General features: G+C 33.1%; 23 protein-coding genes. 17 read left to right on the top strand and 6 right to left on the bottom strand.

The window, feature by feature from the left end; genetic code table 11:
* The first annotated feature begins 21 nt into the window (after nucleotides 1-21).
* The 7 genes from ACYQ1E_RS06485 to lhgO all read left to right on the top strand — a co-directional run bounded on the left by ACYQ1E_RS06485 (nucleotide 22) and on the right by lhgO (nucleotide 8,392).
* Complete coding sequence (locus ACYQ1E_RS06485) at nucleotides 22-1,494, top strand: ATP-binding response regulator (protein WP_459876784.1); 1,473 nt, start codon at nucleotides 22-24, stop codon at nucleotides 1,492-1,494.
* A 153-nt stretch (nucleotides 1,495-1,647) separates the two neighbouring features.
* Nucleotides 1,648-2,184 carry a menaquinone reductase multiheme cytochrome c subunit QrcA gene (gene qrcA / locus ACYQ1E_RS06480; RefSeq protein WP_459876781.1) on the top strand — a complete coding sequence of 179 codons (537 nt, stop codon included), beginning with the start codon at nucleotides 1,648-1,650 and terminating at the stop codon, nucleotides 2,182-2,184.
* A 27-nt stretch (nucleotides 2,185-2,211) separates the two neighbouring features.
* Nucleotides 2,212-4,266 (top strand): menaquinone reductase molybdopterin-binding-like subunit QrcB, encoded by a 2,055-nt coding sequence (gene qrcB, locus ACYQ1E_RS06475; RefSeq protein ID WP_459876779.1) that lies wholly within the window; start codon nucleotides 2,212-2,214, stop codon nucleotides 4,264-4,266.
* A 26-nt stretch (nucleotides 4,267-4,292) separates the two neighbouring features.
* Complete coding sequence (qrcC, locus tag ACYQ1E_RS06470; protein WP_459878469.1) at nucleotides 4,293-5,060, top strand: menaquinone reductase iron-sulfur cluster-binding subunit QrcC; 768 nt, start codon at nucleotides 4,293-4,295, stop codon at nucleotides 5,058-5,060.
* Nucleotides 5,061-5,066: 6 nt separating this feature from the next.
* Nucleotides 5,067-6,299, top strand: coding sequence for a menaquinone reductase integral membrane subunit QrcD (gene qrcD / locus ACYQ1E_RS06465; RefSeq protein WP_459876777.1), 1,233 nt, complete (start codon nucleotides 5,067-5,069; stop codon nucleotides 6,297-6,299).
* Nucleotides 6,300-6,389: 90 nt separating this feature from the next.
* Nucleotides 6,390-7,196 carry a TatD family hydrolase gene (locus ACYQ1E_RS06460; protein WP_459876774.1) on the top strand — a complete coding sequence of 269 codons (807 nt, stop codon included), beginning with the start codon at nucleotides 6,390-6,392 and terminating at the stop codon, nucleotides 7,194-7,196.
* Nucleotides 7,193-8,392 (top strand): L-2-hydroxyglutarate oxidase, encoded by a 1,200-nt coding sequence (gene lhgO / locus ACYQ1E_RS06455; protein ID WP_459876771.1) that lies wholly within the window; start codon nucleotides 7,193-7,195, stop codon nucleotides 8,390-8,392. Before ACYQ1E_RS06460 ends, lhgO begins: the two co-directional genes overlap by 4 nt.
* Nucleotides 8,393-8,488: 96 nt before the next feature.
* Here lhgO and ACYQ1E_RS06450 read toward each other — a convergent pair whose 3' ends face one another.
* Genes ACYQ1E_RS06450 through ACYQ1E_RS06440 form a run of 3 tightly spaced genes read right to left on the bottom strand, consistent with a single transcriptional unit; the run spans nucleotide 8,489 to nucleotide 11,951 of the window.
* Nucleotides 8,489-9,463, bottom strand: a complete 975-nt coding sequence (locus ACYQ1E_RS06450; protein WP_459876769.1) for an aminotransferase class IV — start codon at nucleotides 9,461-9,463, stop codon at nucleotides 8,489-8,491.
* A 15-nt stretch (nucleotides 9,464-9,478) separates the two neighbouring features.
* Entirely contained in the window at nucleotides 9,479-10,690 is a 1,212-nt protein-coding gene (locus ACYQ1E_RS06445) for an HD domain-containing phosphohydrolase (protein WP_459876766.1), read from the bottom strand.
* Nucleotides 10,683-11,951, bottom strand: a complete 1,269-nt coding sequence (locus ACYQ1E_RS06440; protein WP_459876763.1) for a TIGR04013 family B12-binding domain/radical SAM domain-containing protein — start codon at nucleotides 11,949-11,951, stop codon at nucleotides 10,683-10,685. The genes ACYQ1E_RS06445 and ACYQ1E_RS06440 overlap by 8 nt, the downstream gene beginning before the upstream one ends.
* Before the next feature lie 124 nt (nucleotides 11,952-12,075).
* Here ACYQ1E_RS06440 and ACYQ1E_RS06435 point away from each other — a divergent pair, with 124 nt between their 5' ends.
* The gene (locus ACYQ1E_RS06435) at nucleotides 12,076-13,392 is read left to right on the top strand and encodes an L-cysteine desulfidase family protein (protein ID WP_459876760.1); all 1,317 of its coding nucleotides are present in this window, start codon (nucleotides 12,076-12,078) and stop codon (nucleotides 13,390-13,392) included.
* 117 nt (nucleotides 13,393-13,509) lie between these two features.
* Here the strand turns inward: ACYQ1E_RS06435 and ACYQ1E_RS06430 are convergent, their stop codons facing one another.
* Nucleotides 13,510-14,289, bottom strand: coding sequence for a 1,4-dihydroxy-6-naphtoate synthase (locus tag ACYQ1E_RS06430; protein WP_459876758.1), 780 nt, complete (start codon nucleotides 14,287-14,289; stop codon nucleotides 13,510-13,512).
* A gap of 82 nt (nucleotides 14,290-14,371) precedes the next feature.
* On the opposite strand from ACYQ1E_RS06430, the gene mqnE reads away from it, so the two are divergent.
* From mqnE to ACYQ1E_RS06415, 3 genes are read left to right on the top strand one after another with little or no spacing between them, the layout of a single operon-like run.
* Entirely contained in the window at nucleotides 14,372-15,460 is a 1,089-nt protein-coding gene (gene mqnE / locus ACYQ1E_RS06425) for an aminofutalosine synthase MqnE (RefSeq protein WP_459876755.1), read from the top strand.
* 15 nt (nucleotides 15,461-15,475) lie between these two features.
* Complete coding sequence (locus ACYQ1E_RS06420) at nucleotides 15,476-15,961, top strand: permease (RefSeq protein ID WP_459876752.1); 486 nt, start codon at nucleotides 15,476-15,478, stop codon at nucleotides 15,959-15,961.
* Complete coding sequence (locus ACYQ1E_RS06415; protein WP_459876749.1) at nucleotides 15,958-16,491, top strand: permease; 534 nt, start codon at nucleotides 15,958-15,960, stop codon at nucleotides 16,489-16,491. Before ACYQ1E_RS06420 ends, ACYQ1E_RS06415 begins: the two co-directional genes overlap by 4 nt.
* A 59-nt stretch (nucleotides 16,492-16,550) precedes the next feature.
* Here the strand turns inward: ACYQ1E_RS06415 and ACYQ1E_RS06410 are convergent, their stop codons facing one another.
* Both ACYQ1E_RS06410 and ACYQ1E_RS06405 read right to left on the bottom strand, forming a co-directional pair.
* A complete protein-coding gene (locus ACYQ1E_RS06410) occupies nucleotides 16,551-16,844 on the bottom strand; it encodes a nucleotidyltransferase family protein (protein WP_459876746.1) in 294 nt (97 codons plus the stop codon).
* 38 nt (nucleotides 16,845-16,882) lie between these two features.
* Complete coding sequence (locus tag ACYQ1E_RS06405; RefSeq protein ID WP_459876744.1) at nucleotides 16,883-18,619, bottom strand: long-chain-fatty-acid--CoA ligase; 1,737 nt, start codon at nucleotides 18,617-18,619, stop codon at nucleotides 16,883-16,885.
* A gap of 206 nt (nucleotides 18,620-18,825) precedes the next feature.
* On the opposite strand from ACYQ1E_RS06405, the gene ACYQ1E_RS06400 reads away from it, so the two are divergent.
* From ACYQ1E_RS06400 to uvrA, 6 genes are all read left to right on the top strand, one after another.
* Nucleotides 18,826-19,632 (top strand): MlaE family ABC transporter permease, encoded by an 807-nt coding sequence (locus ACYQ1E_RS06400; protein WP_459876741.1) that lies wholly within the window; start codon nucleotides 18,826-18,828, stop codon nucleotides 19,630-19,632.
* A gap of 18 nt (nucleotides 19,633-19,650) precedes the next feature.
* The gene (locus ACYQ1E_RS06395; RefSeq protein WP_459876738.1) at nucleotides 19,651-20,868 is read left to right on the top strand and encodes an ABC transporter ATP-binding protein; all 1,218 of its coding nucleotides are present in this window, start codon (nucleotides 19,651-19,653) and stop codon (nucleotides 20,866-20,868) included.
* A gap of 12 nt (nucleotides 20,869-20,880) precedes the next feature.
* Nucleotides 20,881-21,339, top strand: coding sequence for an outer membrane lipid asymmetry maintenance protein MlaD (mlaD, locus tag ACYQ1E_RS06390; protein WP_459876735.1), 459 nt, complete (start codon nucleotides 20,881-20,883; stop codon nucleotides 21,337-21,339).
* Nucleotides 21,340-21,353: 14 nt separating this feature from the next.
* Nucleotides 21,354-22,055: an MlaC/ttg2D family ABC transporter substrate-binding protein gene (locus ACYQ1E_RS06385; RefSeq protein WP_459876732.1), complete on the top strand. Its 702-nt coding sequence runs from the start codon at nucleotides 21,354-21,356 to the stop codon at nucleotides 22,053-22,055.
* On the top strand, nucleotides 22,045-22,797 hold the full coding sequence (locus tag ACYQ1E_RS06380; protein ID WP_459876729.1) for an MlaA family lipoprotein: 753 nt from the start codon (nucleotides 22,045-22,047) through the stop codon (nucleotides 22,795-22,797). The genes ACYQ1E_RS06385 and ACYQ1E_RS06380 overlap by 11 nt, the downstream gene beginning before the upstream one ends.
* A 137-nt stretch (nucleotides 22,798-22,934) precedes the next feature.
* Complete coding sequence (uvrA, locus tag ACYQ1E_RS06375) at nucleotides 22,935-25,679, top strand: excinuclease ABC subunit UvrA (protein WP_459876726.1); 2,745 nt, start codon at nucleotides 22,935-22,937, stop codon at nucleotides 25,677-25,679.
* Nucleotides 25,680-25,682 lie beyond the last annotated feature (3 nt).

Genomic DNA, 25,682 nt, shown 5'->3' with positions numbered 1-25,682 from the left:
TTAAATGTGGAGTAATTTAAGATGGAGTCAATCAAAATCTTAGTGGTAGATGATGAAGAATATATAAGGATAGGTCTTAAAAGGATTTTAAAAAGACTTGATTGTGAAGTATATGTAGCAGAATCAGGTGAAGTTGCATTGGATATAATGAAAAACCAGACTATGGATTTAGTGTTATTGGACCTTAAAATGCCTGGAATAGATGGAATGGATGTGTTAAAGATTATAAAACAAAAATCTCCTGAGACAATGGTAATTGTTATTACTGGTTTTGCCACATTAGAAATTGCTGTGGAATCAATGAAGCAAGGTGCTTATGACTTTATATCAAAACCTTTTGACAAAGAACATATATTACTTGTTGTTGGTAAGGCTATTGAAAATATAAGGTTAAAGAGAGAAAAGGAGAGATTAGACAGGGAAAAACAAGAGGCACTTTTAGATTTAATTACTGAAAAAAGTAGATTAAAGACAATCTTAGAAGTACTTCCAAATGGCGTTTTGGTAACCAACAACAAAATGGAAGTGGTGCTTATAAATCCTACATTCATAAAACATTTTAATGTACCTGAGGATATTGAACTTGGTAAGAATATATCTTATTACATCCAGGATCCTGCAATAATAGATTTCATTACTACAGAAATAAGCGAAAATGAAGGTGGCTCAAAGGAATTTAAGATATCCGATGAGTTGTATCTTCTGGTGAAAAAGAATAGTATAGTTACAAAAAGCGGAAAATTTCTGGGGTATGTGATAATTTCTGTGGATATAACTCCATTAAAAAAATTGGATCAACTAAAGTCTGAGTTTGTGGCCAGAGTATCTCATGAGCTCAGAGGGAGTCTTTCTACAATTCATGAACAAATTGCAATGGTTTTGCAGGATCTTTTTGAAGATCCTGAATTTAAGGCCGATAAAAGGATACTTGAAAAGGCAAAGCAGAGGACCAGAAGACTTACTGAGCTCATAGAAAAACTTCTTGACCTATCTAAAATAGAATCTGGAAAGGTCTATGTGGATATTAAAGAGATTTATATTGGAAAATTTTTAAGATCCCTTTTTGAGGATTGGAAAGATCAGGCAGAGCTCAAAAACCAGGACATAAGCTTGGAATTAGATGTAAATGGGGATTTTAAAATAAAGGCCGATCCCAGGGCACTGAAGATCCTTTTCGATAATCTTGTTAACAATGCCATAAAATATACGCCTGAGAAAGGAAAAATATCCATTATTACAAAAAAAATGGATAATAAGGGAATAGTTGAGGTGAAAGATACAGGAATTGGAATTGATAAAAAAGAGTTAGATAAGATTTTTAATAAATTTTATAGAATAAAAAATGAACATACAAAAGAAATTTCAGGCACTGGCCTGGGTTTATCAATGGTAAAAAGTATAGTTGATGATTTAGGAGGGAAAATAGAAGTTAGAAGTACTCCTGGCAAAGGGAGCACATTTCGGGTGATATTGCCTATATTAGGCGATGCTTAAAGATGTATAATTTATCAAAAAAAGTATTCACCAAGAGCAAAAGTTAATTTTGCTTTTTCTCTTGACAACCAACTAATTTCATGTCTAACTGTCAGAAATTTATATAAATACAAAAAACAATAAACATTTCTTCAAAAAATTGGAGGTTTTAGGGTGAATAAGAAAAAAAGATCAGGACTTACTCCCTTTTTCCTCGGATTTCTTACTGCCCTGGTTATTGGGTGGTGGATTTTTCCAAATATAATTTTTTCAAAACAAGAACAACCTTTTAATTTCTCTCACAAAGCCCACCTTGAACAATTAGGCGATTGCAGTGCATGCCACTATTTTAGAGATGACGGTTCATATAATGGTATTCCATCTCTTGAATCATGTGCAGGCTGCCATGCAGAACCCATAACAGGAACACCTGATGAAAAACTCTTTGTGGAAGAGTATGTCAAGAAAAACAGGGAAGTTCCCTGGAAAATTTATCAAAAACAGCCAGATAACGTATATTTTTCCCACATAGCCCACCAAAAATATGATTGTAAAACCTGTCATCCAGATGTTGGTAATTCAAAGACATTACCTCCATATTTTGAAAACAAAATAACAGGTTATTCAAAATATACAATGAAGATGTATCAGTGCGAAAGGTGTCATGCAAAAAACAACGCATCCAATGCATGTTATATTTGTCATAAATAGTTACATCAAGGACAAGGAGCACAAGTTATGGCTTTACATAGAAGAGATTTTATAAAATTTGCAGTGGGTGGTGCCATAGGCTCTCTGTTTACTCCAATTCCTTGGAAATTGGCAGATGATATCTCTATTTGGTCACAAAATTGGCCCTGGATTCCAAGAATACCCAAAGGGGAACTCGTTAAAAAAAGTTCTGTTGTCAAGTTAGGAAACACTCCCTATGGTATTTTTGTAAATCTCGTTGGGAATAGACCTTGTACAATATCAGGTAATGAGAAACATCCCTTATCTTTAGGAGGAATTGATCCATTAGGGGCATCTAGCTGTGCTTTAATGTATTCCCCATCAAGGGTAAAAAATGCCAAGCTCAAGGACAAAAATGGCAAATTTAGGGATATATCTATAGATAAAGCAAAAGAAATATTAATGTTTAAATTAAAAGCATCTCAAAGGAAAAAAGATTCTATTTTGTTTGTTAGTGGAGATGATACATCTTCTTGCAATGAAATTTTTTCTGCGCTAATTTCTCGGCTTGGCTCAAAACTATTTTTTTATCAACCATCTGATAGACAAAAATATTTTAAGGCATGGTATGATCTTTTAAACGGAAGTGGTGAAATTGGATTTGATATTGAAAATTCAGACATACTACTTATAGCAGGATGTAATTTTTTAGATAATTGGGGAACATATGTTAGAAATCAAAAAGTCTTTGGTAAAAACAATATAAAAATATATTTTGTTGGACCTTTTAAAAATAATACATCTGTAGTATGCAAAAAATCCATTTTAATATCAGAAAGAGATATTTATAAATTTTTATTTGCCATTGCCTCATATTTAATAAAAATATCTAACAATGTACCTCAAATCTATGGAATAGAAGATTTTACAGAATTTTTGGCTTATAAATATGATCCTTTATTAGTTTCAAAAGAAATTGGATGTAGTGTATCAGACATAAAAGAAATAGCCATAGCTTTAAAAAAGGCCAAAAGTCCTCTTGTAATTGCTGGATCAACAACAAATGGAAGTGGTGATATTAAAAATATATTGGCCGCTCTTATGCTAAATATCCTTTTAGACAGAATTAACAAAAAAGGTGGTATTAGATGTATTCCAAATCCTCCACAAATAATCTCAAGTTCCATGGAACATAAAGAAGTATTAAAAAATGATTTGATAGATTTGATAAAAACAAAAAAAATTTCCAAAGTAAAAACAGCTATATTTTACGAAACAAATCCATTTTATAGTTCACCAAAAGAAATAAGAGGTGCCCTTCTTAATATACCTTTTAAGGTTTGTTTTTCTCCTTTTATGAATGAAACTGCAAAACAATGCGATTTAATTATACCAACTCCGTATTTTCTAGAAAAGCTGGATGACTGTTTTACTCCTTTTGGATCAGGGGTCGCCAACTACACCGTTGCTGATAAAATTGTTGATTCAGATATACCTAATCCTGCAGATCTATTTATAGAAATAGGAAAAAAATTAGATATAAATCTTGGAGTTTCATCTTTTATTGACATAGTAAGGACAAAATCTGAGTACCTGGGAGTTGGTATTGATAAATTAAAACAAGGATATGTGTGGACTGACGAGACCATTGAAAAACAATATGGGATTAAAATCTGGGATAAAAGACTTGAAGATATATTTTTATCAGATAAATCAGATATGAAAAATAGTTTAGAACTTATTCCAATTAGTATTAGTAAAGTAGGTAGTGATTTAGTGGGTCTATATCCATTTGCTTTAGATGTGATATATGAAGATGAAATAGCAGGTAAATATTCTATAGCCTACATCAATCCGACTACTGCACAAAATTATCATTTGAATGAAAATGACTTGGTAACGGTAAAAACAGAATCTGGGGAAATAATAGCAAAGATAAAGACAAAGTCAGGGATTACATACGGAGCAATTGCTATTTTAATGGGTTTTGGAAGAAACATAGAAGATGTATTTAACAAAGATATTGGAGAGAATATAGCAGATCTTTTTATTTTAAAAAGAGATGAGAAAACTGGATCATTTTATTGGTCCCCAACTAATGTGAATGTTTCAAAAATTTAAAGTGGAGTTAAACTATGTCAGGACTTATGCAAATTCATCACGAGTTTGAAGTTAGATGGGGAATGGTCATAGACATAGATAAGTGTACAGGATGTGGTGCATGCGTTGTAGCCTGTCAAGCAGAAAACAACATACCACCAGCAACAAAGCCCTTTGACAGATTAAGGACAGTACATTGGTTAATTGTTTACAAATTAACAAATGGAAAAACAGGCCAGGATTATGACGAGGCATATCTACCTAGGCCATGTATGCAATGTGGAAACCCTCTATGTGCCTCAGTATGTCCAGTTGTAGCTACTACTAAAGATGAAGAAGGCGGAATTGTTTCCCAGATATATCCAAGGTGTATAGGTTGCAGGTACTGTATGGCGGGATGTCCTTATCATGCAAGGGTATTTAATTGGTATGATCCAGTGTGGCCAGAAGGTATGGAAAAGTCTTTAACTCCATTTGTGTCCACAAGACCAAGGGGTGTAGTTGAAAAATGCACCTTCTGTCATCATAGGTTTCAGCGGGCAAAGGAAAAGGCAAGGGCTGAAGGCAAAAATCCTTTAGATCTGGAAGAGGATGCATATCAGCCAGCTTGTGCTGAGGCATGTCCAACTGGGGCAATTTATTTTGGAAATCTAAATAATCCCAAACACAAGGTAGCACAACTTATCAAAAGTAAATATGCTTTTAGATTATTGGAAAAACTGGGGACAGAACCCCAGGTATACTACATAAGCAGGAGAAAATGGGTGAGAGAACAAGCTGATAATGAAATAAAACACCAAAAACAAAAGGGGTAAAATAATATGATAGATGAAAAATTTATCCCAGAAGGTGTAGATAGGTGCTCCTTTCCAAAGTTTATGGCCTGGATGTTTTTTTTGCTCTTGATTTTATTTATAGGTATTGTTGCTGCCATAAAGATTTTATGGAAAGGGTTAGGAGTTACAGGTCTTAATAGTTACTTTGGATTTGGCCTCTGGATAACCTTTGATCTTGCTGTAATCGCCCTTGGAGCTGGTGCATTTTTCAGTGGATTTTTGAGATATATCCTGAGGATAGATGAGCTAAAACACATTATAAACCTTGCTGTTATAATAGGATTTTTGTGTTATTCAGGAGCAATGATGATCTTGGCCCTGGATATTGGACAACCACTACGGGCTTGGTTTGGCTATTGGCATCCAAATGTCCACTCAATGTTAACAGAAGTAATTTTTTGTATAACATGTTATCTCATGGTTCTCACAATAGAATATCTGCCAATTATATTGGAAAATAGACAGATAAATAAAAATCCCTTTTGTCATCATATGGCACATAATTTTCATGTATTTATGCCTTTATTTGCAGCAGTGGGTACCTTTTTGTCCTTTTTTCACCAGGGATCACTAGGTGGAATGTATGGAGTACTATTTGGAAGACCATTTGCTTTTAGGGAAGGATTTTTTATCTGGCCATGGACCTTCTTTCTCTTTGTGTTATCTGCAATTGCATCTGGACCACTTTTTACAGTATTAATATGCACTGTAATTGAAAAACTCACAAAAAAGAAATTGGTTTCATACTCAGTCAAAGACTTAATGGGTAAAATATCTGGGATATTGCTCGTTATCTATATATTTTTTAAGATCCTAGATACCTATGGCTGGGCAACGGGAATACTCCCTAAAATGGGATTTACCTTTGATCAAATGTATAATGAGGTTTATGGAAAATGGCTACTTTGGACAGAACTTGGAATATGCGGAGTTATACCTGCTATTATGTTGATTATTCCCAGACTTAGACAAATACCAGCACTTCTCTATATTGCAGGAATACTTACATGTACAGGAATAATTATAAATAGATTTGTTTTCACTGTACAGACCCTTGCAATTCCTGTTATGCCATTTGATAAGTGGTATATATACATTCCAAATTGGACAGAATGGGCAACATCAGTTATGGTAATAGCCTATGCTGCAATTATAATCTCTCTCTCTTATAGATACCTGCCAGTATTTCCCCAGGAAAAATATTTAAATAGCAAATAAAATATTAAATTACTGAAAATAATTAATTTTGCATAAAGGGGCGAATAAATCGCCCCTTCATATCTTTATTAAAGGTGTGAGGTATTATTTATGAAAAAAAAGATAGTTGATAATCTTATATTACCAGCAGAGGGAATTGATACCCATGCCCATTTAGATCTTGAAAATTTTTCTGAAGATTTAGATGCAGTAATAAAAAGGGCTGAATTAAAAGGAGTAACATATATTGTAAATGTATTTTTAGACATAGACTCATATAATAACAAAAGAAAATTGTTTGAAAACTATCAAAATATATATTTCACCCTTGGAATCCATCCCCATGAAGCGTCTAAAGTAGATGAAAAAGATATAAACAGTATGATAGAGATATTTAAACAGAATTCAAGATTAAGGGCGGTTGGCGAAATTGGGCTTGATTTTTATAGAAATTATTCTCAAAAAACAGACCAGATAAAAGTATTTAAACTACAACTTGAAGTTGCCAAACAATTAGATATTCCAGTTGTTATCCATTGCAGAGAGGCTGAATCAGATACATTGAAAATATTAGAAGACATGGGATTTAAAGATCGGCCATTAATATGGCATTGTTTTACAAAAGATATAGAACTTGGGGAAAAGATATTGAAAAATGGATGGATGATTTCAATTCCAGGACCTATTACCTTTAAAAAATCAGAAAAATTACAAAAAGCAGTATCCCAAATCCCTCTTGAAAGAATGGTTGTTGAAACTGATTCACCCTTTTTAACACCCCACCCCTTTAGGGGAAAAAGGAATGAACCAGGTTATGTAGTATATACTGCAAAAAAAATAGCAGAAATAAAAAACATGGATGTAAATACCACATGGAAAATATTGAGTAACAATGCAAAGGAATTTTTTAGCATATGAAAAAACATTATGATTTCATTATTATAGGTTGTGGTATAATTGGGCTGACATTAGCTAAGAATCTACTCGAAAAATTTCCAAACTCAAAAATAGCAGTTATAGATAAAGAGCGAGATATAGGTTTTCATGCATCAGGTAGAAATAGCGGGGTTTTGCATGCGGGTTTTTATTACTCAGCAGACTCATTAAAAGCAAAATTTACTAAAGATGGTTGTTTATATTGGAGAAAGTTTTGTGAAGAAAATAAATTGCAGATAAACAAATGCGGAAAAATTGTTGTTTGCCAAAATGAAGAGGATCTGCAAACTTTATATGAACTCAAAAAAAGAGGAGATAAAAATAATGTTAAATTGTATTTAATAGATCAAAAAGAATTAGAGATGTATGAACCCAATGCAAAAACATATAAAAAGGCATTATGGTCACCTTTAACAGCTACTATAAATCCAAAAGAGATATTAATATTTTTAAAGAAAAAGTTAGAACAATCAGGAGTTGATTTTTATTTTAATTTATCTTACAAGTCAAAAATAGATAATAATGCTATAAAAGCAGGTGAATATCAATTTAACTACAAAAAATTGATAAATGCTGCAGGTCTATATGCAGATGAAATTGCAAGAGATTTTGGATTTGCTGAAAATTATATAATAATTCCTTTCAAAGGAATTTATTTAGAATATACCGGTTTAGATAAACCAATAAATACCAATATATACCCTGTTCCAAATATAAAAAATCCATTTTTAGGCGTGCATTATACAGTCAAAGTGGATGGTACTATAAAAATAGGTCCTACAGCAATTCCAGCATTTTGGAGGGAAAATTACAAAGGCTTAAGCAGGTTTAAAATAAATGAATTTTTAGAGATATTAAAGTGGGAAGGAATACTTTTTTTGACTAACTCCTTTGGGTTTAGGAATTTAGCCTTTGAAGAAATAAAAAAATATAATAAAAATTATTTAATTAATCAGGCATTAAGACTGGTAAAAAATATTAATAGAACAAAATTCAATAAATGGGGTCTTCCAGGAATTAGAGCCCAGTTATTAGACATAAAGTCAAGAAAATTGGTAATGGATTTTAAAGTCCAAGGAGATGATACATCTGTCCATATATTAAATGCAGTATCACCCGCCTTTACAGCGAGCTATCCTTTTACCAAATGGATTGTTGAAAACTATATTTCTTTATAATTACCCCTCAGAAGTAAAGAGGAATTTTAAAAAATTTTTAGGTATAGAAACATTGTCATTTGAAATTTCTACAGAATAATCTTATTTGAACCACAATCACCATACAGGAGTAAGAAGTCTTTTATTTTTTGTTTGATCTTCTATAAATTTTTCAAAAAAAAGTTTATAGAATTTTCCAGGTTTACCGTCTCCTACAGGATTTTCTTCAAAAGTAGTGATAGGTAATACATCTATAGTTGTACCAAAAACCAAGATTTCTTCAGCTTTTTTGAAATCTTCCACATATAGGTTACAAGTAGTAGCTTCCTTTAGAAGTCCTGAATCTACCATTTGTTTTGCAAAATGAATAGCCCGTAAAATTGTAGTACCTTTTAAAATATGATCAAAGGAGGGAGTTAAAAATCTTTTATCTTTTGTAATTATAGCAAAATTTTCAGTAGCTCCTTCTCCTATTTTTCCTTTTTCTGTTGTATTTACGACATAATCCACCCCTAATTGAGAACACTCCAGTTCCATGAGGACGTTTTGGAGATAATTACAGGATTTTATGGCAGCAAAAAAAGGACCCTTGGATGGCACTTTACTTATTTTTAAGGAACATCCTATTGTTCTTTTTCTTTTTTCTAATTGTACTAATTTAGTTATTACCACATAGAGTTGTGGTCCTATAGATTTTGCTGGATTGGGTGAAAAATCCCCTGGTCCCCTTGATATGTAAAGTCGTATAACACAATTTTTTTCTCCACTGACCTTTACGGTTTTAATGACTATTTGCTTAATCTTTTCCAAAGGATAAGGGGGAGTTAATTGGAGTTTATTGAGGGAGTTTTCCAGTCTCTCAAAATGGGCATCTAATTGATAAATATTACCATTAATACATTTAAACACTTCAAATGCCCCATCACCCCTATGGACCATGTGGTCGTCAATTGGGATGACCATAAGGCGTGGATTAAGAGTTATCCCTCCCAGCCATGAAGAATACATGGCAATATAAAAATTTTGATGGGAATATGATGTATTTGTCAGCCTTTTTATAACTTCATCAAAGCCTATAACAGGAATTTCCATTCATTTTTCTCCAATTTACTCTCTGTATCTCTTTTTCGCCATATTTATCAAGTCTATATTCTCAAAAAATATATCAACCAAGTGGGGATCAAATTGTTTACCTTTTTGTCTGGCTATTTCTTCTAACACCTTTTCTTCAGGCCACATGTCTTTATAACATCTTTTGGAAGATAGGGCATCATAGACATCGGCTAAACAAACTATACGTCCCCAAATAGAAATTTCTTCTCCTTTTTTTGGACCTATCTTTATAATTTTACCATTAATTTCATTAATTTTTCCTGGATATCCATCTCCATCCCATCTCTCATGATGTTCTAAGGCTATTAATCTGGCTATTTTTTCAATCTCAGAAGTAGGATTTTCAAATAGTTTTGCTCCTATATAGGTGTGTTTTTTTATGTGTTCATATTCTTCATCTGTTAATTTTGATTCTTTTTTTAAAATTGTATCTGAAATTGCCACTTTTCCTACATCATGTAACATGGCTGCAATTCTAATTATATCTTTATTTCTATCTATCTTTTTCTCTGTCACATTATTTTGGTATGCCCAGGCCTCATAAAGAATTGCGGAATATTCTCCAACCCGATTAACGTGCATGCCTGTTTCTTTGGGATCCCTTAATTCTGCCATTTTTATCATTCTAAGCACAATAGTCCTTAACAAACTTGCTCGTTCAAGAACAATGGAAGCACACTCACCTAATAATGTAACCAATGGAACAAATGCAGGATCAAAAGCAATAATTTTTCCTGATAATGGATCTTTTGCATTTATTAATTGTAATACTCCCACTACTTCTTTTTTTGGGTTTAATAGTGGAATGGTTAGCATAGATTTAGTCCTATAGTTGGAATTTTTGTCTACTTCTTTGTTGAATTTATAAGGAAGATCATCAGGAATTGCATATACATCATCTATGTTCAGAGGTTCTTTTGTTACTGCCACATAACCAGCAATAGATGTTTTGTCTGCTGGAAATGAAAAAGTCTCATATATAAGTTTTTTGTTAGGTGGAAGTTCTTTCTCCTTTGTTTCGTTTTGGGCGTATTTTAAATAAAGATAATTAGAATCTTTTTGGTATATAGAGCCAGCATCAGCATTGGTCAATCTTCTGGCCTCTGTTAAAATTTTTTCCAATAACAGATCCACATCCTGTACCTGGGCAAGAAGATTTATTGTAGATAATATTTCAGGACAATATTTGTTTAAAAGATTATCCATAGGTAATTCTCCCAATTATTCCCTTTATTTTTTCAGCCATCCTTTTTTGGGTTTCAAATTCTCCAAAAATAAGTCCCCTGGCTTTTGCATGATTAATAAATTGGAAATAAGGAGTAATGTCTCCAGTTCTCATTTTGCCAAAAGGAGTGCCTGGCAAGGGCATAAATGTGTGTGCGTGTATCTTGGCCCCTATTTTTGTTAGCTCCTTCATGACTTTAATGGTTTCATCTATATCCTTTTGTTCTTCTCCTGGCAATCCAAAAATAAAATCAATTTTAGGTATTAATTTGTTTTTTACACATAATTTTGCTGCTTTGAATACATCTAAAACAGTATGCCCTCTATGACATAACTCAAGAATCCTCTCACTTCCAGATTGACATCCTATAACCAGGTTATTGTTATTTGCATATTTCTTTACTAATTCAATAGTCTGTTCATTCACATGTTCAGGTCTTACCTCTGAGGGAAAGCTACCAAAAAAGATTCTTCCATTATTTTTTATTATTGTCCTAATCCCTCTCAGTAATTCTTCTAATTTTTTAAAATTAATATTTTTTCCGTCTAAAGAGCCATAGGAAAATGCGTTTGGAGTTACAAATCTTATGTCATTCATGCCTCTTTTGTATAAGATTTCTACAGCTTTGAGTATAGAGTCAATAGACCTGTGTCTTGGCCTTTTCCCAAAAATATAAGAGGTCTGACAAAAAAAGCACCCAAAAGGACATCCCCTGGTTATTTCAATAGGTCCAAATCTTTTAAACTTTACACTAAAGGGCGAATATTCGTCTAAATCTACACTCTTTTTTTGTCTAGTAAAATTTATATATTCCTTTCCTTTGTAATAAATAGATCCTATTTTTTCTAGCGACATTCTTTCATTTAAATAGTCTACAATATCTACAATTGTTTGTTCTCCCTCTCCTTTCACCACAATATCAAAACCCAGGGCTAAACAAGATTTGGGGTCTCCACTTGCATGTGGTCCACCTGCTATAAAAAAAATATCAGACCATCTTGCCTTGATTTGTTTTAGGCAATTTATTACTTCTTCAATTTGAGAGGTAAAGAAAGAATAAGCAATAGCTATTTTTTTGTATTTTGAAAAAAGTTCAGGTAAGAGCTTAAAGATGGTTTTATTATTGGATAAAAAAATATCAACTTTGTCCAGATAACTTTTTGTTTCCAGGGCACCAAGCAATGCATTGATAGAATATTTATTCTTCTTTTCAAAAAGAAAAATTAATGCAATATCACTCATATTATTTAGTCGTGAAATCAATTGGAAAAAATTATAAATTTTCTTTAACTAAAGTCAAATATGCTTTTTTATACTTGAAAATATTATATTGATTAATTTTTTGGATGAATAAGGGAGGAAAGATATGTTAAACATAAAGGAGTTTTTGCAGGCTGAGATAAGACCAGCTTTGGGTTGCACAGAACCAGTATGTATTGCCCTTAGTTGTGCTCACGCAGCCTTGGCGATTCCAGATAGGGTTGTTGAAGAGATTGAAGTAACTTTATCTCCTGGTCTTTATAAAAATGCAAAAGGGGTTTTTTTGCCTGGTAGCATACAAGAAAGAGGAGTGCATATGGCAGCTGCTTTAGGGGCTATTGCTGGGGACCCAACAAAAGATTTAGAAATTTTCTCATCCCATACTGACACTGACATACAAAAGGCTCGTCAGCTAGTTTCTTTAAACAAAGTGTCAATTTTGATTGATGAGAAAAAGAGAGGTATTTATTGTAGGGCAAAAATTAAAGGGGGATCTAATACATCTGAAGCAGTTATCTCAGGCCTTCACAATAACCTTATTTCCATAAAATTAAATGGAAATGAACTTCTCACAAAGGATAAACACTTCTCTAATCATAAACAAAATGAGTTAAATGTTATTGATATTTTAAAAGAGACCTCTTGTGATGACTTGTTTGATCTCTTAGATAAACTCTCCACTAAGGACCTTGATTTTTTGAAAAAAGGAGTTGAAATGAATGTTAATCTGGCTATGGAAGGACTAAACGGCAAATGGGGGTATAATGTGACAAAAACATTTTTAGACTATAGAGATTCTAAAAAAGAAGATCTTGAGACAGAGATTAAAAAATATGTAGTTGCAGCGGTTGATGCCAGAATGGGAGGATGTCCATATCCAGCTATGAGCTCGGCTGGGAGTGGAAATAATGGAATAGTAGCGACTGTTCCCGTATGGGTCGTAAAATCTCATTTAAAAATATCAGAGCAAAATTTTTTAAAATCAGTTTGTTTATCTCATTTATTTACCTCGAAATTAAAATCTCACATGGGAAGAATTACCCCGGTTTGTAGTTGTGGTCTATCTGCTGGTGGAGGTGTTGCAGCAGCTATATCTTTTCTTATGACTAACAATAAGGAAATAGCAAAAAGGGCAGTTAATAATCACATTGTATCTATGTTTGGAATTTTATGTGACGGAGCAAAGCCTGGTTGTTCTTTAAAAGTGCTTATGGCTATATCAAGTGCGCTAAATTCCATCTCTCTTGCCAAAAAAGGAATATCCCTTACTTCATATGATGGTATTTCTGGACAGACCTTAGATGATACTTTAAAAAATATAGAGTTGTTGTCAAAAGATGCTTATACACAAATGGATATCAAACTATTAAAAGTTATTTCACAAAGAAAATCATCTTTATCCCCTAACCTTATCTGCCCTTAAGTCAAGAGATAAGGAAGAACTCCTTGTTAAGCCCTCGCAGAAACATACTTGAGACTTAGGCCTCCTAAGCCCTCTATTGTCAATGGAAGATATCCGCAGAGTATATTATTCCCAAAATCAAGAAGTCAGGAATTCAATTGCAGCCATTCCATCTGTTCCAATATCTTTTGAAAATTCATTCACAAAGGTCTCAATATGTCTTTTTATTACTCTATCATCCATCTCCTGCCCATTTTGTTTAATAAATGGCCAGATATCATCTAAATTTTTCTCTGCATATTCAATACTTCTCTTTATAGCATCTTCAATTTGTCCAATTACCTTTTCTCCTAGTTCCTTTTTTGCCAGAATGCAACCCAAGGGAATGGGATAGTTTGTGGTATGTTCCCACCATTTGCCAAGGTCAATTATCAACTTCAGACCATATTCCCCATAGGTAAAACGGGCTTCATGGATGAGTATTCCCGCATCTATCTTTTCCTCTAATATAGAGGAAATAATCTTATCATATCTGAGCTCTATAATTTTACCTTTAAAATCAGGGACGGCCTTTTTAAATATATAAAAGGCAGTTGTATTTTTCCCAGGAATCCCTATAGTCCTATTTTGTATTTGAGATAGAGTGAAATCTTTTTTTGATACAACTACAGGACCACAACCCCTGCTAATTGCACCACCACATCTAAGGAGAACATATTTATCCTTTACCTGAGAATAAATAGCAGCACTTACCTTAAGTACATCATATTGGCCATGAAGGCAAAACTTATTAAGCCTTTCCACATCTTCTAATACAAACTCTATGTCAAAAGGAAAACTCACTTTTTTTAAAAAGAGTCCCCCAAAGATATAGGTATCATTTGGGCAAGGAGATACAGCAAATTTAAGTTTTCCCATAAGACCTTTCTCCTAAATTTTTGTTGACTTTTAAAAGTTTGCTCCTAAAATCCTTTCAATGCAATTAACAGGAATTAAGATCATGCAAGAAAAAATCAAAAAATACAAGATTGAAGATATCTTTGAAAAAATTATAAACAACCAAAGAATTACAAAAAAGGAGGCCCTGAAACTATATAATATCCAGGATCCATTATTTTTAGGATATCTTGCTAACTTAAAAAGGGAAAGTTTACACGGAAAAAAAACAACCTATGTCTTAAACCAACATATAAATTACACAAATGTCTGTGTTAATCAATGTAAGTTTTGTGTTTTTTCCAGAAAAAAAGGAGAAAAAGGTTCATTTCAACTTACTCTTGAAGATATAGAAAGAAAAATAAAGGGTCTTTCTCTAGCAATAAAAGAAATCCATATAGTTGGTGGCTGTCATCCAGATTTTCCTTTTTCCTACTATATTAACATGCTAAAATTAATAAAAAAATTAAGACCCAAGGCTACCTTAAAATGTTTTACTGCAGTTGAAATTGACCACCTATCAAAAATTTCAGGTCTAAAGGTTGATGAGGTTTTAATAGAGTTAAAAAAAGCAGGGCTTGATATGATGCCTGGTGGAGGGGCAGAGATCTTTGACCCTGAGATAAGAAACAAGATCTGTCCTGAAAAAATAAGTGGCACAAGGTGGTTGGAAATAATGGAAATTGCCCATAGCCTTGGAATAAAGACAAACTGTACCATGCTCTTTGGTCACATAGAAGCAATTGTCCATAGAATAGACCACTTAGACAAGTTAAGGAACCTTCAAGACAAAACCAATGGATTTGTATGTTATATACCCCTTCCTTTTTTACCAAAAAATAGCAAAATTAAGGTTAAAAAGTCTGTCTTAGGGATAGAAACCCTAAAGACCATAGCCATCTCAAGGCTTATGCTGGATAATATTCCACACATAAAGAGTTATTGGGTAATGCTTGGTCTAAAACTTGCCCAAAGTGCACTTTACTTTGGAGCGGATGATTTTGACGGAACAGTGGTAGAAGAGAAAATTGGCCACATGGCAGGTGCTAAGTCACCCAATGTACTTACAAAAAAAGAATTAGTAGAAATGATAGAAGGGTGTGGATTCATACCTGTTGAAAGAGATGGAATGTTTAATATTTTATCTAATTAAATAAAAGGAATTTATATGTTTTATTATTTACTTAGTATTACAATATGTGCACTAATAATATCCTTTATTTTTGATAAAGATAAAACCATTAAGGCAATTTATGTAGCATATAAAAAATTCATGAATATATTACCTGCTTTTTTGATTATGCTTATTTTAGTTTCAATTGTACTTTTTTTAGTTCCAGATAAGATGATAATAAATTATCTGGGTGCAAAAAATAAGTTTTTTAGTGTAACATTGGCTTCTATTTTTGGCTCTATTACATTCATGCCAGGATTCATTGCATATCCTTTATGTGGCATTTTATTAAAAAAAGGTGTAAGTTATATGGTACTCGGTGCTTTTACTACTACGCTTATGATGGTAGGAGTGCTTAGCTATCCTGTGGAAAAAGAATATTTTGGCGCCAGAGTTACAATTATTAGAAATTTAATTAGCTTTATTATAAGCATCATTGTTGCTATTGCAATTGGATTTTTCTTTGGAGAGTTGATATGAAAAAACAAAACAATTTTATTAAAACCACATTTATTGTTCTGTATTTTTTATTCATCGTGATATCTTTTATCATGAATTTTCAGCCAGGAAAACAAATAGGACTTAATTTTACAACTTTTGCAATAGACATGTTAAAAATTTTACCCTGTGCATTTATCTTAATTGGGCTTTTTGAAGTATGGGTTAAAAAAGAAAAAGTGGAAAAACACTTAGGTAAAGGTTCTGGTATGATGAGTTATTTCTGGATGATACTCCTTGCAGGAACAACAGTTGGTGGACTCTATGTAGCATTTCCTGTTGCCTATACCCTATTTAAAAAAGGTGCAAAATTATCTGTTATCTTTACTTACATTGGGGCCTCGGCAATTTGCAGGATCCCTATGACCATTTTTGAAGCCTCTTTTATGGGTATAAAATTCAGTATTATAAGATTGCTTATATCCATACCCCTTGTAATATTTAGTTCTATTTTACTGGGAAACTATCTTGAAAGGAGAAACTATAAAATTCAGCTCAAGGGCGAGCTTTAATAACATCAATAAGCATTTTTTTTAAAGGTCAAAACCATCTTAACTACTTATCAAACTCTTTAAAGCCATCTTATTCCTTCTTGTAACACTATTTTATATAGTCTATCATTTTTAGATAGATCCACAATATCTATTTTATAAGGAATAGAACTTTCTTCTAACAATTCTCTTAAATAAACAATATCCTTAGAAATATCATTGTCTGAGATAATTCCAATATCAACATCAGAAAATATTGAATTATCACCCCTTGCCCTTGAGCCAAACAAATAAATCTTTACACCTTTGTCTTTAAAAAAATCTATTAAAATTTTCTTGAGTTCTTCTATTTTTTTTGTTTTCACAGATTTCATGAGATATTAAATCTATTTAGCATATTTTAGGTATGCTTTTAATTCTCATTACCCCTATCATCTTCTTTAAAATCCAGATCATCCTCGGTTAAAGCTTTGTTATCTAGTTCTTTTCTTAACTCTTTTTTTAGAACTTTACCTATTATGGTCTTTGGCAGTTCATCTCTAATCTCAATCTGTCTTGGCACTTTGTAATTTGCCAATTTTTGTCTACAAAAAGAAATTATTTCTCTCTTTTTTAAGGTAACACCAGGTTTTGGGACAATATATGCCTTAACTATTTCGCCTCTTGTTTTATGACTAACCCCTATTACAGCAGCATCAGCCACCTTTGGATGTTCGTATAAAACTTCCTCTATCTCTCTTGGGTAGATATTATATCCCGCTGAAATTATTAGATCCTTTTTTCTGTCAACAATGAAAAAGTATCCCTCCTCGTCCATATAGGCAATATCTCCAGTGTAAAGCCATCCATTTTTTAAGGTCTTTTTAGTCTCTTCTGGCTTTTTCCAGTATCCCTTCATTACCTGAGGGCCTCTGATTATTAGTTCCCCAGGTTTATTTAAAGGAAGTAATTTTGTACCTGTCTTAGTATCCACAATTGCAGCATCTGTATCTGGAAATGGAAGGCCTATTGACCCAATCTTTTTTTTGCCTTTAAGGGGATTTAAATGGGTAATGGGAGAAGCCTCAGTTAGTCCAAAACCTTCTATTATTTCAGCACCAGTGATTTCTTTAAATTTTTTAGATAATTCTTTTGGCATGGGAGCAGAGCCTGTTACACAATAATTTATGGATGTGAGGTCGAACTGATTTATGTTTTTTTGTTCTAAGAGTACTTTAAATATTGCAGGTGTAGAGGGGAAAATAGTTGGTCTATATTTATGTATGGCCTTTAAAACCTCCTGGGGTACAAACTGGGGATAGGGAATAGTCGTTGCCCCAAGGAGGGTGGGAAGATTGAGGCATACAGTAATGCCGTATACGTGAAAAAAAGGAAGTAAAGAGAGAAAAACCTCATGTCTTTCTCCTCCAATATTATTTAATACCTCGGCTGCCTGCTGAATATTGGCTGTTAAATTGTCATGGGTTAACATAACTCCTTTTGGGAAACCAGTGGTCCCACCAGTGTATTGAAGGAGGGCAAGGTCACTAGATGGATCTATGTATTCTGGTTCCCTTACAGCAGTCTTTTTTAAAAGTGATTTCCATTTGAGAATGTTTTTACCATTATATGGAACTTTAATATAAGTGCCTTCCCTTCTGGCTTTAATGGGATAGAGTAGATTTAAGGGAAAGGAGAGACTTTCTGATATTGATGTAAAAAATATCTTTTCAAGGGAAAATTTTGGAAGTAATGATTCTAACTTAGGCCATAACCTATCAAGTGCAATTAAAAAACGACTTTCAGAGTCACCTAGGTGATGGGTAAGTTCTTTTTCCATGTACAATGGATTTGTCATAACAGCTATTGCCCCAGCTTTGAGTACTCCAAAATAGGTTATAATAGTCTGGGGGAGATTTGGGAGCATTATTGCAACCTTGTCCCCTTTTTTAATTCCCTGGTTTCTTAGGTTGGTTGCAATTAAATCAGTTAAATAATTTAGCTTTTTATATGAAATTTTTTTGTTTTGGAAAATAACTGCCATCCTGTCAGGATATTTTTTTGCAGATCTCATTAGATGACCAAAAACAGGAAGATGTTCATATTCAATATGAGGTCTTACATCTTCATCATAATGGTCTAACCAGGGCCTTGGAATATCTTCAAACATAATTTCACCTCTTAATAAATTTATTCTATTAATTGACTAGTGTTATAATTTTTATCCATTAGTTGTAACATATGTTAAAGTCAAGATCTTTATAAATTTATAAAAGCCATCTGAGACTTTGTTGACGAGTATATAAAAAAACATTAGTATCAAGCACACTTATCCTGCTTATCACTGATTTTATTAACTGAAAAAGGTATATACCTATGAGAGAGCCAACTGGTCTATTTGTTGATTTTATAAGATATCTGGGAAAATTAGCAGTAGGTTTTATTAGAGAACTGGGGTGTATCTTTATTTTTTTTCTAAAAGGAGTAGGGTTTTCCTTAACACCACCTTTTCAGATACAAAAAATTCTCCACCACATTTATTTTATAGGATTTAAATCAATATTTGTAATTTCTTTAATTGGCCTGTTTACAGGCATGGTACTAGGACTGCAGGGTTATTATACCCTTGTAAAGTTTGCGTCAGAAGGTGTTTTAGGTGCTGCTGTGGCCTTGTCTATAATTCGGGAGCTGGGCCCTGTTTTAACTGCAATTATGGTTATAGGAAGGGCAGGATCTGCAATAACTGCAGAGATTGGAATTATGAGAATTAGTGAGCAAATAGATGCCTTAGAAACCATGAATATTAATTCTATCAGGTATCTATTTTCTCCCAGGATTGTGGCTTCCATTATATGTGTTCCTCTTTTGACCTCAATTTTTGATGTAATAGGTATAATTGGTGGCTATATAACGGGGGTACTTCTCCTGGGAATAGATTCAGGAACATATTTTTCAAAAATGGAAAATTTGGTTGATATGAAAGATATTATGGACGGATTTTACAAGGCAATACTCTTTGGTATCTTAATAATTACAATTTGCTGTTATCAGGGGTATTTTGTCCATAAAAGAAAAGATGGATTTGGTGCCAGAGGTGTTAGTTCTGCTACCACTGATGCAGTTGTAATTTCCTGTGTTCTTGTTTTGGTTGGAGATTATGTGCTTACCTCTTTTTTATTATAAAACCAGGTTAGATTTAATATGAAGACTCCACTTATTGAATTTAGGAATGTTCATAAGAGATACGGCAATAAAATTGTTTTAAATGGCGTAAATTTAAAGGTATATCCTTCTGAAATTACCACTATTATTGGAAAAAGTGGGGTGGGAAAGAGTGTTACTCTAAAACTAATGATTGGTCTAGATAAACCAGATAGAGGAGATATCCTCTATAGAGGGCATTCTATACATAATATGCCCAAATCTAAGTGGAAGAAATTAAAGAAAGAAATCAATTTTATGTTTCAAAATAATGCCCTTTTTGACTCCATGACAATTTATGAAAATATTGCTCTTCCCCTAGTGGAAACCACCAATATGTCAGATAAAGAAATTAAAAAAAGGGTCTTAAATGTTATGGAGACCTTGGATATTGCAGGACAGGAAAATAAATATCCATCTCAACTTTCTGGGGGTATGCAAAAGAGAGTGGCCCTTGCACGAGCTGTGGTTACTGATCCAAAGGTGGTCTTATTTGATGAGCCAACTACTGGTCTTGATCCCATTCGTAGAAATAGTGTGTTGGAGATGATACTCAGAAAACAGCGGGAATTCGGCTTTACTGCGGTATTGGTCAGCCACGATGTGCCACACGTGTTTTATATCTCCAGCAGAATTGCAGTGATTGATGAAGGCAAAATTATCTTTGAAGGAACACCAATGGAACTTGAAAATTGTGTCCATCCTGTTGTACATGAATTCATAAATAGCCTGGAATTTCTCAAAAATGACGCTGCTGGAATGATGACAAGTCGAGATTTTGAGAAATTTTTTGAAAAAATAAGAAGAGAAAAAGCCAGAAGAATCTCCTTTATTTTGTTTGAAATCGATAGATACAATGATCTTATAGAAAAAGTTGGTTATATTACTCCATATAATATTGTTTGTGAGATAGCTTCAACATGCAGAAAAAGTTGTGGGTCTATGATTGTGGCAATGGGTAAATATGGGATTAACAAGGTGGTTTCACTAGTGAATGAGACAGAACCAGCGAAAATAAAAACTCATTTTAAAATGATTGAAAATAATCTCAAACATAGAGATTTTATGCATTCAAATTCATATTCCGACTCATGTGTAGAGTTTGCTATCTATGGAGGATATACATTAGTAGACAAGGAAAAGTCTTTAAAACAATTAATAGATGAGGCAAAGGAAAGTAGGATTTTGCTTGTAAAATTACTTTGTGGGAAAAAATGAGGGATTTTAGCTATGGGTGATAAAAAATATTATATTGAATTAACAGCAGGAATCTTTGTTTTTATTTCCCTTCTTTGTGTTGGATATTTAACCATAAAACTGGGAAAAATGGAGCTTATTGGGAGTAAGTATTATTCAATAAAAGCCAGGTTCAGTAATATAACAGGTCTTAAAACAGGAAATGAAGTTAGAATATCTGGAGTAGAGGTAGGTAGAGTAAAGGATATTATTTTAAACCCAAAGGACTTTTATGTAATAGTTGTAATGGAGATTAGAAAAGATATAAAATTGAGCGACGACTCTATTGCTTCTATTAAAACAAATGGCCTAATAGGCGACAAATATATAAGTATCTCACCTGGTGGATCCGATATATATCTTTCTCCTGGCGACATTATTGTTGATACTGAACCACCAGTAGATTTTGAGGAACTTGTGAGCAAATATGTCTTTGGCAATGTAAAAAAATAAGGGGAGATTTGTTTATGCAACGAATAGGAATATTTATTTTTATTTTCTTTTTTCTCTTTTCTTCTGCATCTTTTGCCAATGAGCCTTCTGATACATTAAAAAAATATATTGATAAAACCCTTGAAGTTTTTAAAACCTATGATAATCCGACTAATTCAACAGAGTACAAATTGGAATTTGAAAATAAATTAATTGACCTTGCAAAGGACATCTTTGCCTTTGACATAATGTCCAGAATGGTTTTAGGAAGACATTATAGGGAGTTATCAAAGGCTCAACAAAAAGAATTTGAGTGTCTCTTTATTGAATTACTTGCGCAAAATTATTTTGACAAAATTTTAACTCATGTTGAAGATATTAAAAAATTTCCAAAAGATAATATTAAAATCATTGACCAGACAATATTTTCCAGTAGAAAGGCCGAAGTAAGAACAGAAATAAAATATCAAGATAAATACATACCTGTAAATTATAGATTTGTATTCTTAGGGAAAAAATGGAAAATTTATGATGTATATGTAGAAGGAGTTAGTTTAATAAAAAATTATAGAAGTCAGTTTAAAGATATGTTGTTAAAAAAATCACCTAAAGAAGTTATTGATGAGTTAAGGGTTAAGTTAAAGGATATTAAGTGTAAGAAAAAATTTAATACTGGTTGTTTTAAAATAAGATCTATTTATCTTATGTGCAATAAAGGAATATTCTATGCGGATTAATAAAAAAATTGTTTTTTGTATAATATTCTTAATTTTTTCTTTTTCTAATTTTGCATTTGCAATAAAAAATGACTCAAACTATGACGACATTATCTCAGAAATAGAGTCTGAATACAGTGAGGAAAACACAAAAACAGTGAGTGATCCTTTAGAATCTGTCAACCGTGTCATGTTTAAAATAAATGATAAATTGTATTTTTATTTTTTTAAACCTGTAGCAAAAACATATTCAGAGATAGTACCTCTAAACTTCAGACAAGGTATATCCAGGGCATTTACAAATATAAAATATCCTATTAGAGCTGTTAATTACATTTTAGAATTTAAGTTTGTAAACTTTTTTAAGGCCACTTGTCGTTTGATAATAAACACCGCTCTGGGCTTTGGGGGGCTTTTAGACCCTGCTTCTGGAATTAAGTCCTTAAAAAAACCACCTAAAGCAGATACTGGCCTTACCCTAGGTAAATGGGGCCTTGGTCATGGAATATATCTTGTGTTGCCAGTTTTTGGACCATCTTCTTTAAGAGATGGTGTAGGGACTATTGGAGATTATTTTTTAAATCCTATTACTTATGTTGAACCAGCCTATGCTTCCTATGGAATTAAAGGAGGAGAAAAGTTAAACTATTTATCTCTTCACCTTGGAGAATATGAAGATTTAAAATCTTCAGCAATGGATCCATATATTGCTGTTAGAAATGCATACATTCAACACAGAGATTCCCTCTTGTCCGATAATTAGTCATAGTAGTTGGGGATAACATAGTTCAACGTTCAACGTTCAATGTTCAATGTTTAAGGAACCCAGAACCTTGAACATTGAACCCAGAACTTAATCTAAATATTTCCTCAAAAGATATCTTTCAGGGACTTCTCAGAATGGTCCGATTTATAAAAATTAGAAATGCCACCCATCACAATTTAAAATCTATTAATATTGATATCCCAAAGGATAAATTTATAGTAATATGTGGACCAAGTGGGTCAGGTAAATCTACTCTGGCATTTGATATTATTTATGCAGAAGGACAGAGGCGTTATGTGGAATCCCTATCACCCTATGCCCGTCAATTTCTACCTCAACTTGAAAAGCCAAAAGTGGAAAAAATAGAAGGACTTACCCCTTCTATAGCAATTGAGCAACACAATATTTTAAAAAATCCAAGATCCACTGTTGGAACTGTTACAGAGATATATGATTATCTAAGGGTATTGTTTGCCAGGGTAGGGAAGATATATTGTCCAGATTGTGGTATTGAAGTCAAATCCCAAAGTGTTGATGAGATTATAGATTCTATTTTATCGCAAAAACAGATGTATAAATTTATGATCCTGGCACCTTTAGTAGAATATAAAAAAGGAAGTTTTGTAGACCTTTTTAAAAAACTCAGATCTCAAGGATTTGTAAGAGTGTATGTTGATGGTCATTTATACCTTTTGGACAATACCCCAGAGCTAGATAAAAACAAAAAACACAGTATCTCAGTAGTAGTAGATAGGCTCATTTTAAGAGACAATATCAGAAAGAGGCTATCTGATTCAATAGAGTTGGCCTTAAAATTGGGAGATGGGAAGGTTGTAATTAAATATATAGAGGGTGATGAAGTTTTCTATTCAACAGAGGCAGTTTGTCCTAGATGTAACAGGAATTTTCCGAAATTAACTCCACAACTTTTTTCTTTTAACAGTCCACAAGGGGCTTGTGCCCATTGCCTTGGAATTGGAGCAGTTGAACAATTTGATATAGACCTTATGGTTCCAAATAAAGGACTTTCTGTTTTAGAGGGAGCTATATTGCCCTTAAGAAAACCCAGACTATTCTCAAAAGTTAAACCCTTTTTGATAAAAATTTTTGAAAAATATGGAGAGGACCTAAAAAAAGGCTTTGGTGAGTTGTCAAAGGAGATTCAAGATAAAATTTTTTTTGGTGATAGAGGGATTGGGTGGGAAGGTGTGATTTCTCTCATTGAAAAGGGTAAAAATTATATAGGAAGTTCTATGTGGAGGGATGAGTTCTCAAAGTATAGACATAAGGTCATCTGTCCAGTGTGTAAGGGGAGTAGATTAAAACAAGAGGCTCTGTCTGTAAAAATATATGGGGCTTCAATATTTGATGTATGTTCATGGTCTATTAGGCGCTTATATGAGTGGGTGAATACCATTAAATTCATGGGGATGGAATCAAAGATAGCAGACCCCCTTATAAAGGAGATAAAATCAAGACTCAAATTTTTGACTCAGGTAGGACTTGATTATCTTTCATTATCAAGGGAAATGTCCACATTATCGGGAGGCGAGGCCCAGAGGATCAGGCTGGCTGGGCAGCTGGGTTCTGGACTGGAAGGTATTATATATGTCTTAGATGAACCAAGCATAGGATTACATCCAAGAGATAATAAAAGATTATTAAAATCCCTAAAAGAATTAAAAGATAAAGGAAATAGTGTAATTGTTGTTGAACACGACAAAGATACAATTAATGAAGCTGATTATATTATTGAATTAGGACCAGGTTCAGGTATGTTTGGTGGGGAAGTGGTGTATTTTGGAGATTTAGATGGACTGTATAAAGCAAGCACATTGACAGGAAAGTATTTGCGAGGGGATTTAAAAATTAATTTTATATCTAAAAATAGGATTCCAAGGGGATTTTTAAAATTAAAGGGTGTTAGTACAAATAATTTGAAAAATATTGATATAGACATTCCCCTTGGAGTTCTGGTATGTGTTACTGGAGTTTCAGGATCAGGAAAGAGTTCTTTAATTTGTGATACTTTGTATAAACACCTGCTCTTATCAAAGGGACAGGCTGTTGAAAATCCAGGAAAGATTCAGGGCATAGAGGGGGTGGAGAAGATTGAAAATGTAATTTTTATAGACCAATCTCCAATTGGAAGGACACCACGCTCCAACCCTGCTACATATACCAAAGTATTTGATCATATACGTGAAATATTCTCAAAGACAAAGGAGGCAAGACAAAGGGGCTATAAACCAGGAAGATTTAGTTTTAACCTAAAAGGTGGGAGATGTGAGAGGTGTGAAGGAGAGGGCTACATTAAGATACAGATGCATTTTTTACCAGATGTTTATGTTAAATGCGATGTTTGTAAAGGAAAAAGATATAATAAAGAGACATTAGATATAAGATATAAAGGACTTAATATTGCAGAAGTGCTAGATTTAACTGTAAGACAGGCAAAGAAATTTTTTGAAAACCACCAGGTATTAAAGAGAAAATTAGAAATATTAGAAGCAGTGGGGCTTGAATATATAAAGTTGGGTCAACCTGCCACTACACTCTCTGGTGGCGAGGCACAGAGGATAAAGATAAGTAGGGAACTAAGCAAAAGAAATTTGCCTGGGAATCTATACATCTTAGATGAACCAACTACTGGATTGCACATGCATGAAGTTGGAAAACTCATTGAAGTTCTCCATCAACTAGTGGATAAAGGGGCAAGTGTGATAGTAATTGAACACAATTTAGATGTGATTAGGGCAAGTGATTATGTGTTTGATTTAGGTCCTGGCGGTGGTGAATTTGGAGGAGAAATAATTGCAAAAGGTTCTCCCGTGGAGATAAAAAACAATCCTAGATCAATCACAGGCAAATATCTGTAAAAG

This window comes from Desulfothermus naphthae (assembly GCF_054657475.1).
This window is presented reverse-complemented; position numbering and strand designations above follow the sequence as displayed.

Excerpts from the sequence above, each read along its gene's own strand:
- ACYQ1E_RS06385 (WP_459876732.1), top strand. The coding sequence starts at position 21,354 with ATGCAACGAATAGGAATATTTATTTTTATTTTCTTTTTTCTCTTTTCT.
- ACYQ1E_RS06420 (WP_459876752.1), top strand. The coding sequence starts at position 15,476 with ATGTTTTATTATTTACTTAGTATTACAATATGTGCACTAATAATATCC.
- ACYQ1E_RS06395 (WP_459876738.1), top strand. The coding sequence starts at position 19,651 with ATGAAGACTCCACTTATTGAATTTAGGAATGTTCATAAGAGATACGGC.
- ACYQ1E_RS06405 (WP_459876744.1), bottom strand. The coding sequence starts at position 18,619 with ATGTTTGAAGATATTCCAAGGCCCTGGTTAGACCATTATGATGAAGAT.
- ACYQ1E_RS06460 (WP_459876774.1), top strand. The coding sequence starts at position 6,390 with ATGAAAAAAAAGATAGTTGATAATCTTATATTACCAGCAGAGGGAATT.
- ACYQ1E_RS06435 (WP_459876760.1), top strand. The coding sequence starts at position 12,076 with ATGTTAAACATAAAGGAGTTTTTGCAGGCTGAGATAAGACCAGCTTTG.
- ACYQ1E_RS06440 (WP_459876763.1), bottom strand. The coding sequence starts at position 11,951 with ATGAGTGATATTGCATTAATTTTTCTTTTTGAAAAGAAGAATAAATAT.
- ACYQ1E_RS06485 (WP_459876784.1), top strand. The coding sequence starts at position 22 with ATGGAGTCAATCAAAATCTTAGTGGTAGATGATGAAGAATATATAAGG.
- ACYQ1E_RS06410 (WP_459876746.1), bottom strand. The coding sequence starts at position 16,844 with ATGAAATCTGTGAAAACAAAAAAAATAGAAGAACTCAAGAAAATTTTA.
- qrcD (WP_459876777.1), top strand. The coding sequence starts at position 5,067 with ATGATAGATGAAAAATTTATCCCAGAAGGTGTAGATAGGTGCTCCTTT.
- ACYQ1E_RS06415 (WP_459876749.1), top strand. The coding sequence starts at position 15,958 with ATGAAAAAACAAAACAATTTTATTAAAACCACATTTATTGTTCTGTAT.
- mqnE (WP_459876755.1), top strand. The coding sequence starts at position 14,372 with ATGCAAGAAAAAATCAAAAAATACAAGATTGAAGATATCTTTGAAAAA.
- mlaD (WP_459876735.1), top strand. The coding sequence starts at position 20,881 with ATGGGTGATAAAAAATATTATATTGAATTAACAGCAGGAATCTTTGTT.
- ACYQ1E_RS06400 (WP_459876741.1), top strand. The coding sequence starts at position 18,826 with ATGAGAGAGCCAACTGGTCTATTTGTTGATTTTATAAGATATCTGGGA.
- lhgO (WP_459876771.1), top strand. The coding sequence starts at position 7,193 with ATGAAAAAACATTATGATTTCATTATTATAGGTTGTGGTATAATTGGG.
- qrcC (WP_459878469.1), top strand. The coding sequence starts at position 4,293 with ATGCAAATTCATCACGAGTTTGAAGTTAGATGGGGAATGGTCATAGAC.
- ACYQ1E_RS06430 (WP_459876758.1), bottom strand. The coding sequence starts at position 14,289 with ATGGGAAAACTTAAATTTGCTGTATCTCCTTGCCCAAATGATACCTAT.
- qrcB (WP_459876779.1), top strand. The coding sequence starts at position 2,212 with ATGGCTTTACATAGAAGAGATTTTATAAAATTTGCAGTGGGTGGTGCC.
- ACYQ1E_RS06450 (WP_459876769.1), bottom strand. The coding sequence starts at position 9,463 with ATGGAAATTCCTGTTATAGGCTTTGATGAAGTTATAAAAAGGCTGACA.
- ACYQ1E_RS06380 (WP_459876729.1), top strand. The coding sequence starts at position 22,045 with ATGCGGATTAATAAAAAAATTGTTTTTTGTATAATATTCTTAATTTTT.
- ACYQ1E_RS06445 (WP_459876766.1), bottom strand. The coding sequence starts at position 10,690 with ATGGATAATCTTTTAAACAAATATTGTCCTGAAATATTATCTACAATA.
- uvrA (WP_459876726.1), top strand. The coding sequence starts at position 22,935 with ATGGTCCGATTTATAAAAATTAGAAATGCCACCCATCACAATTTAAAA.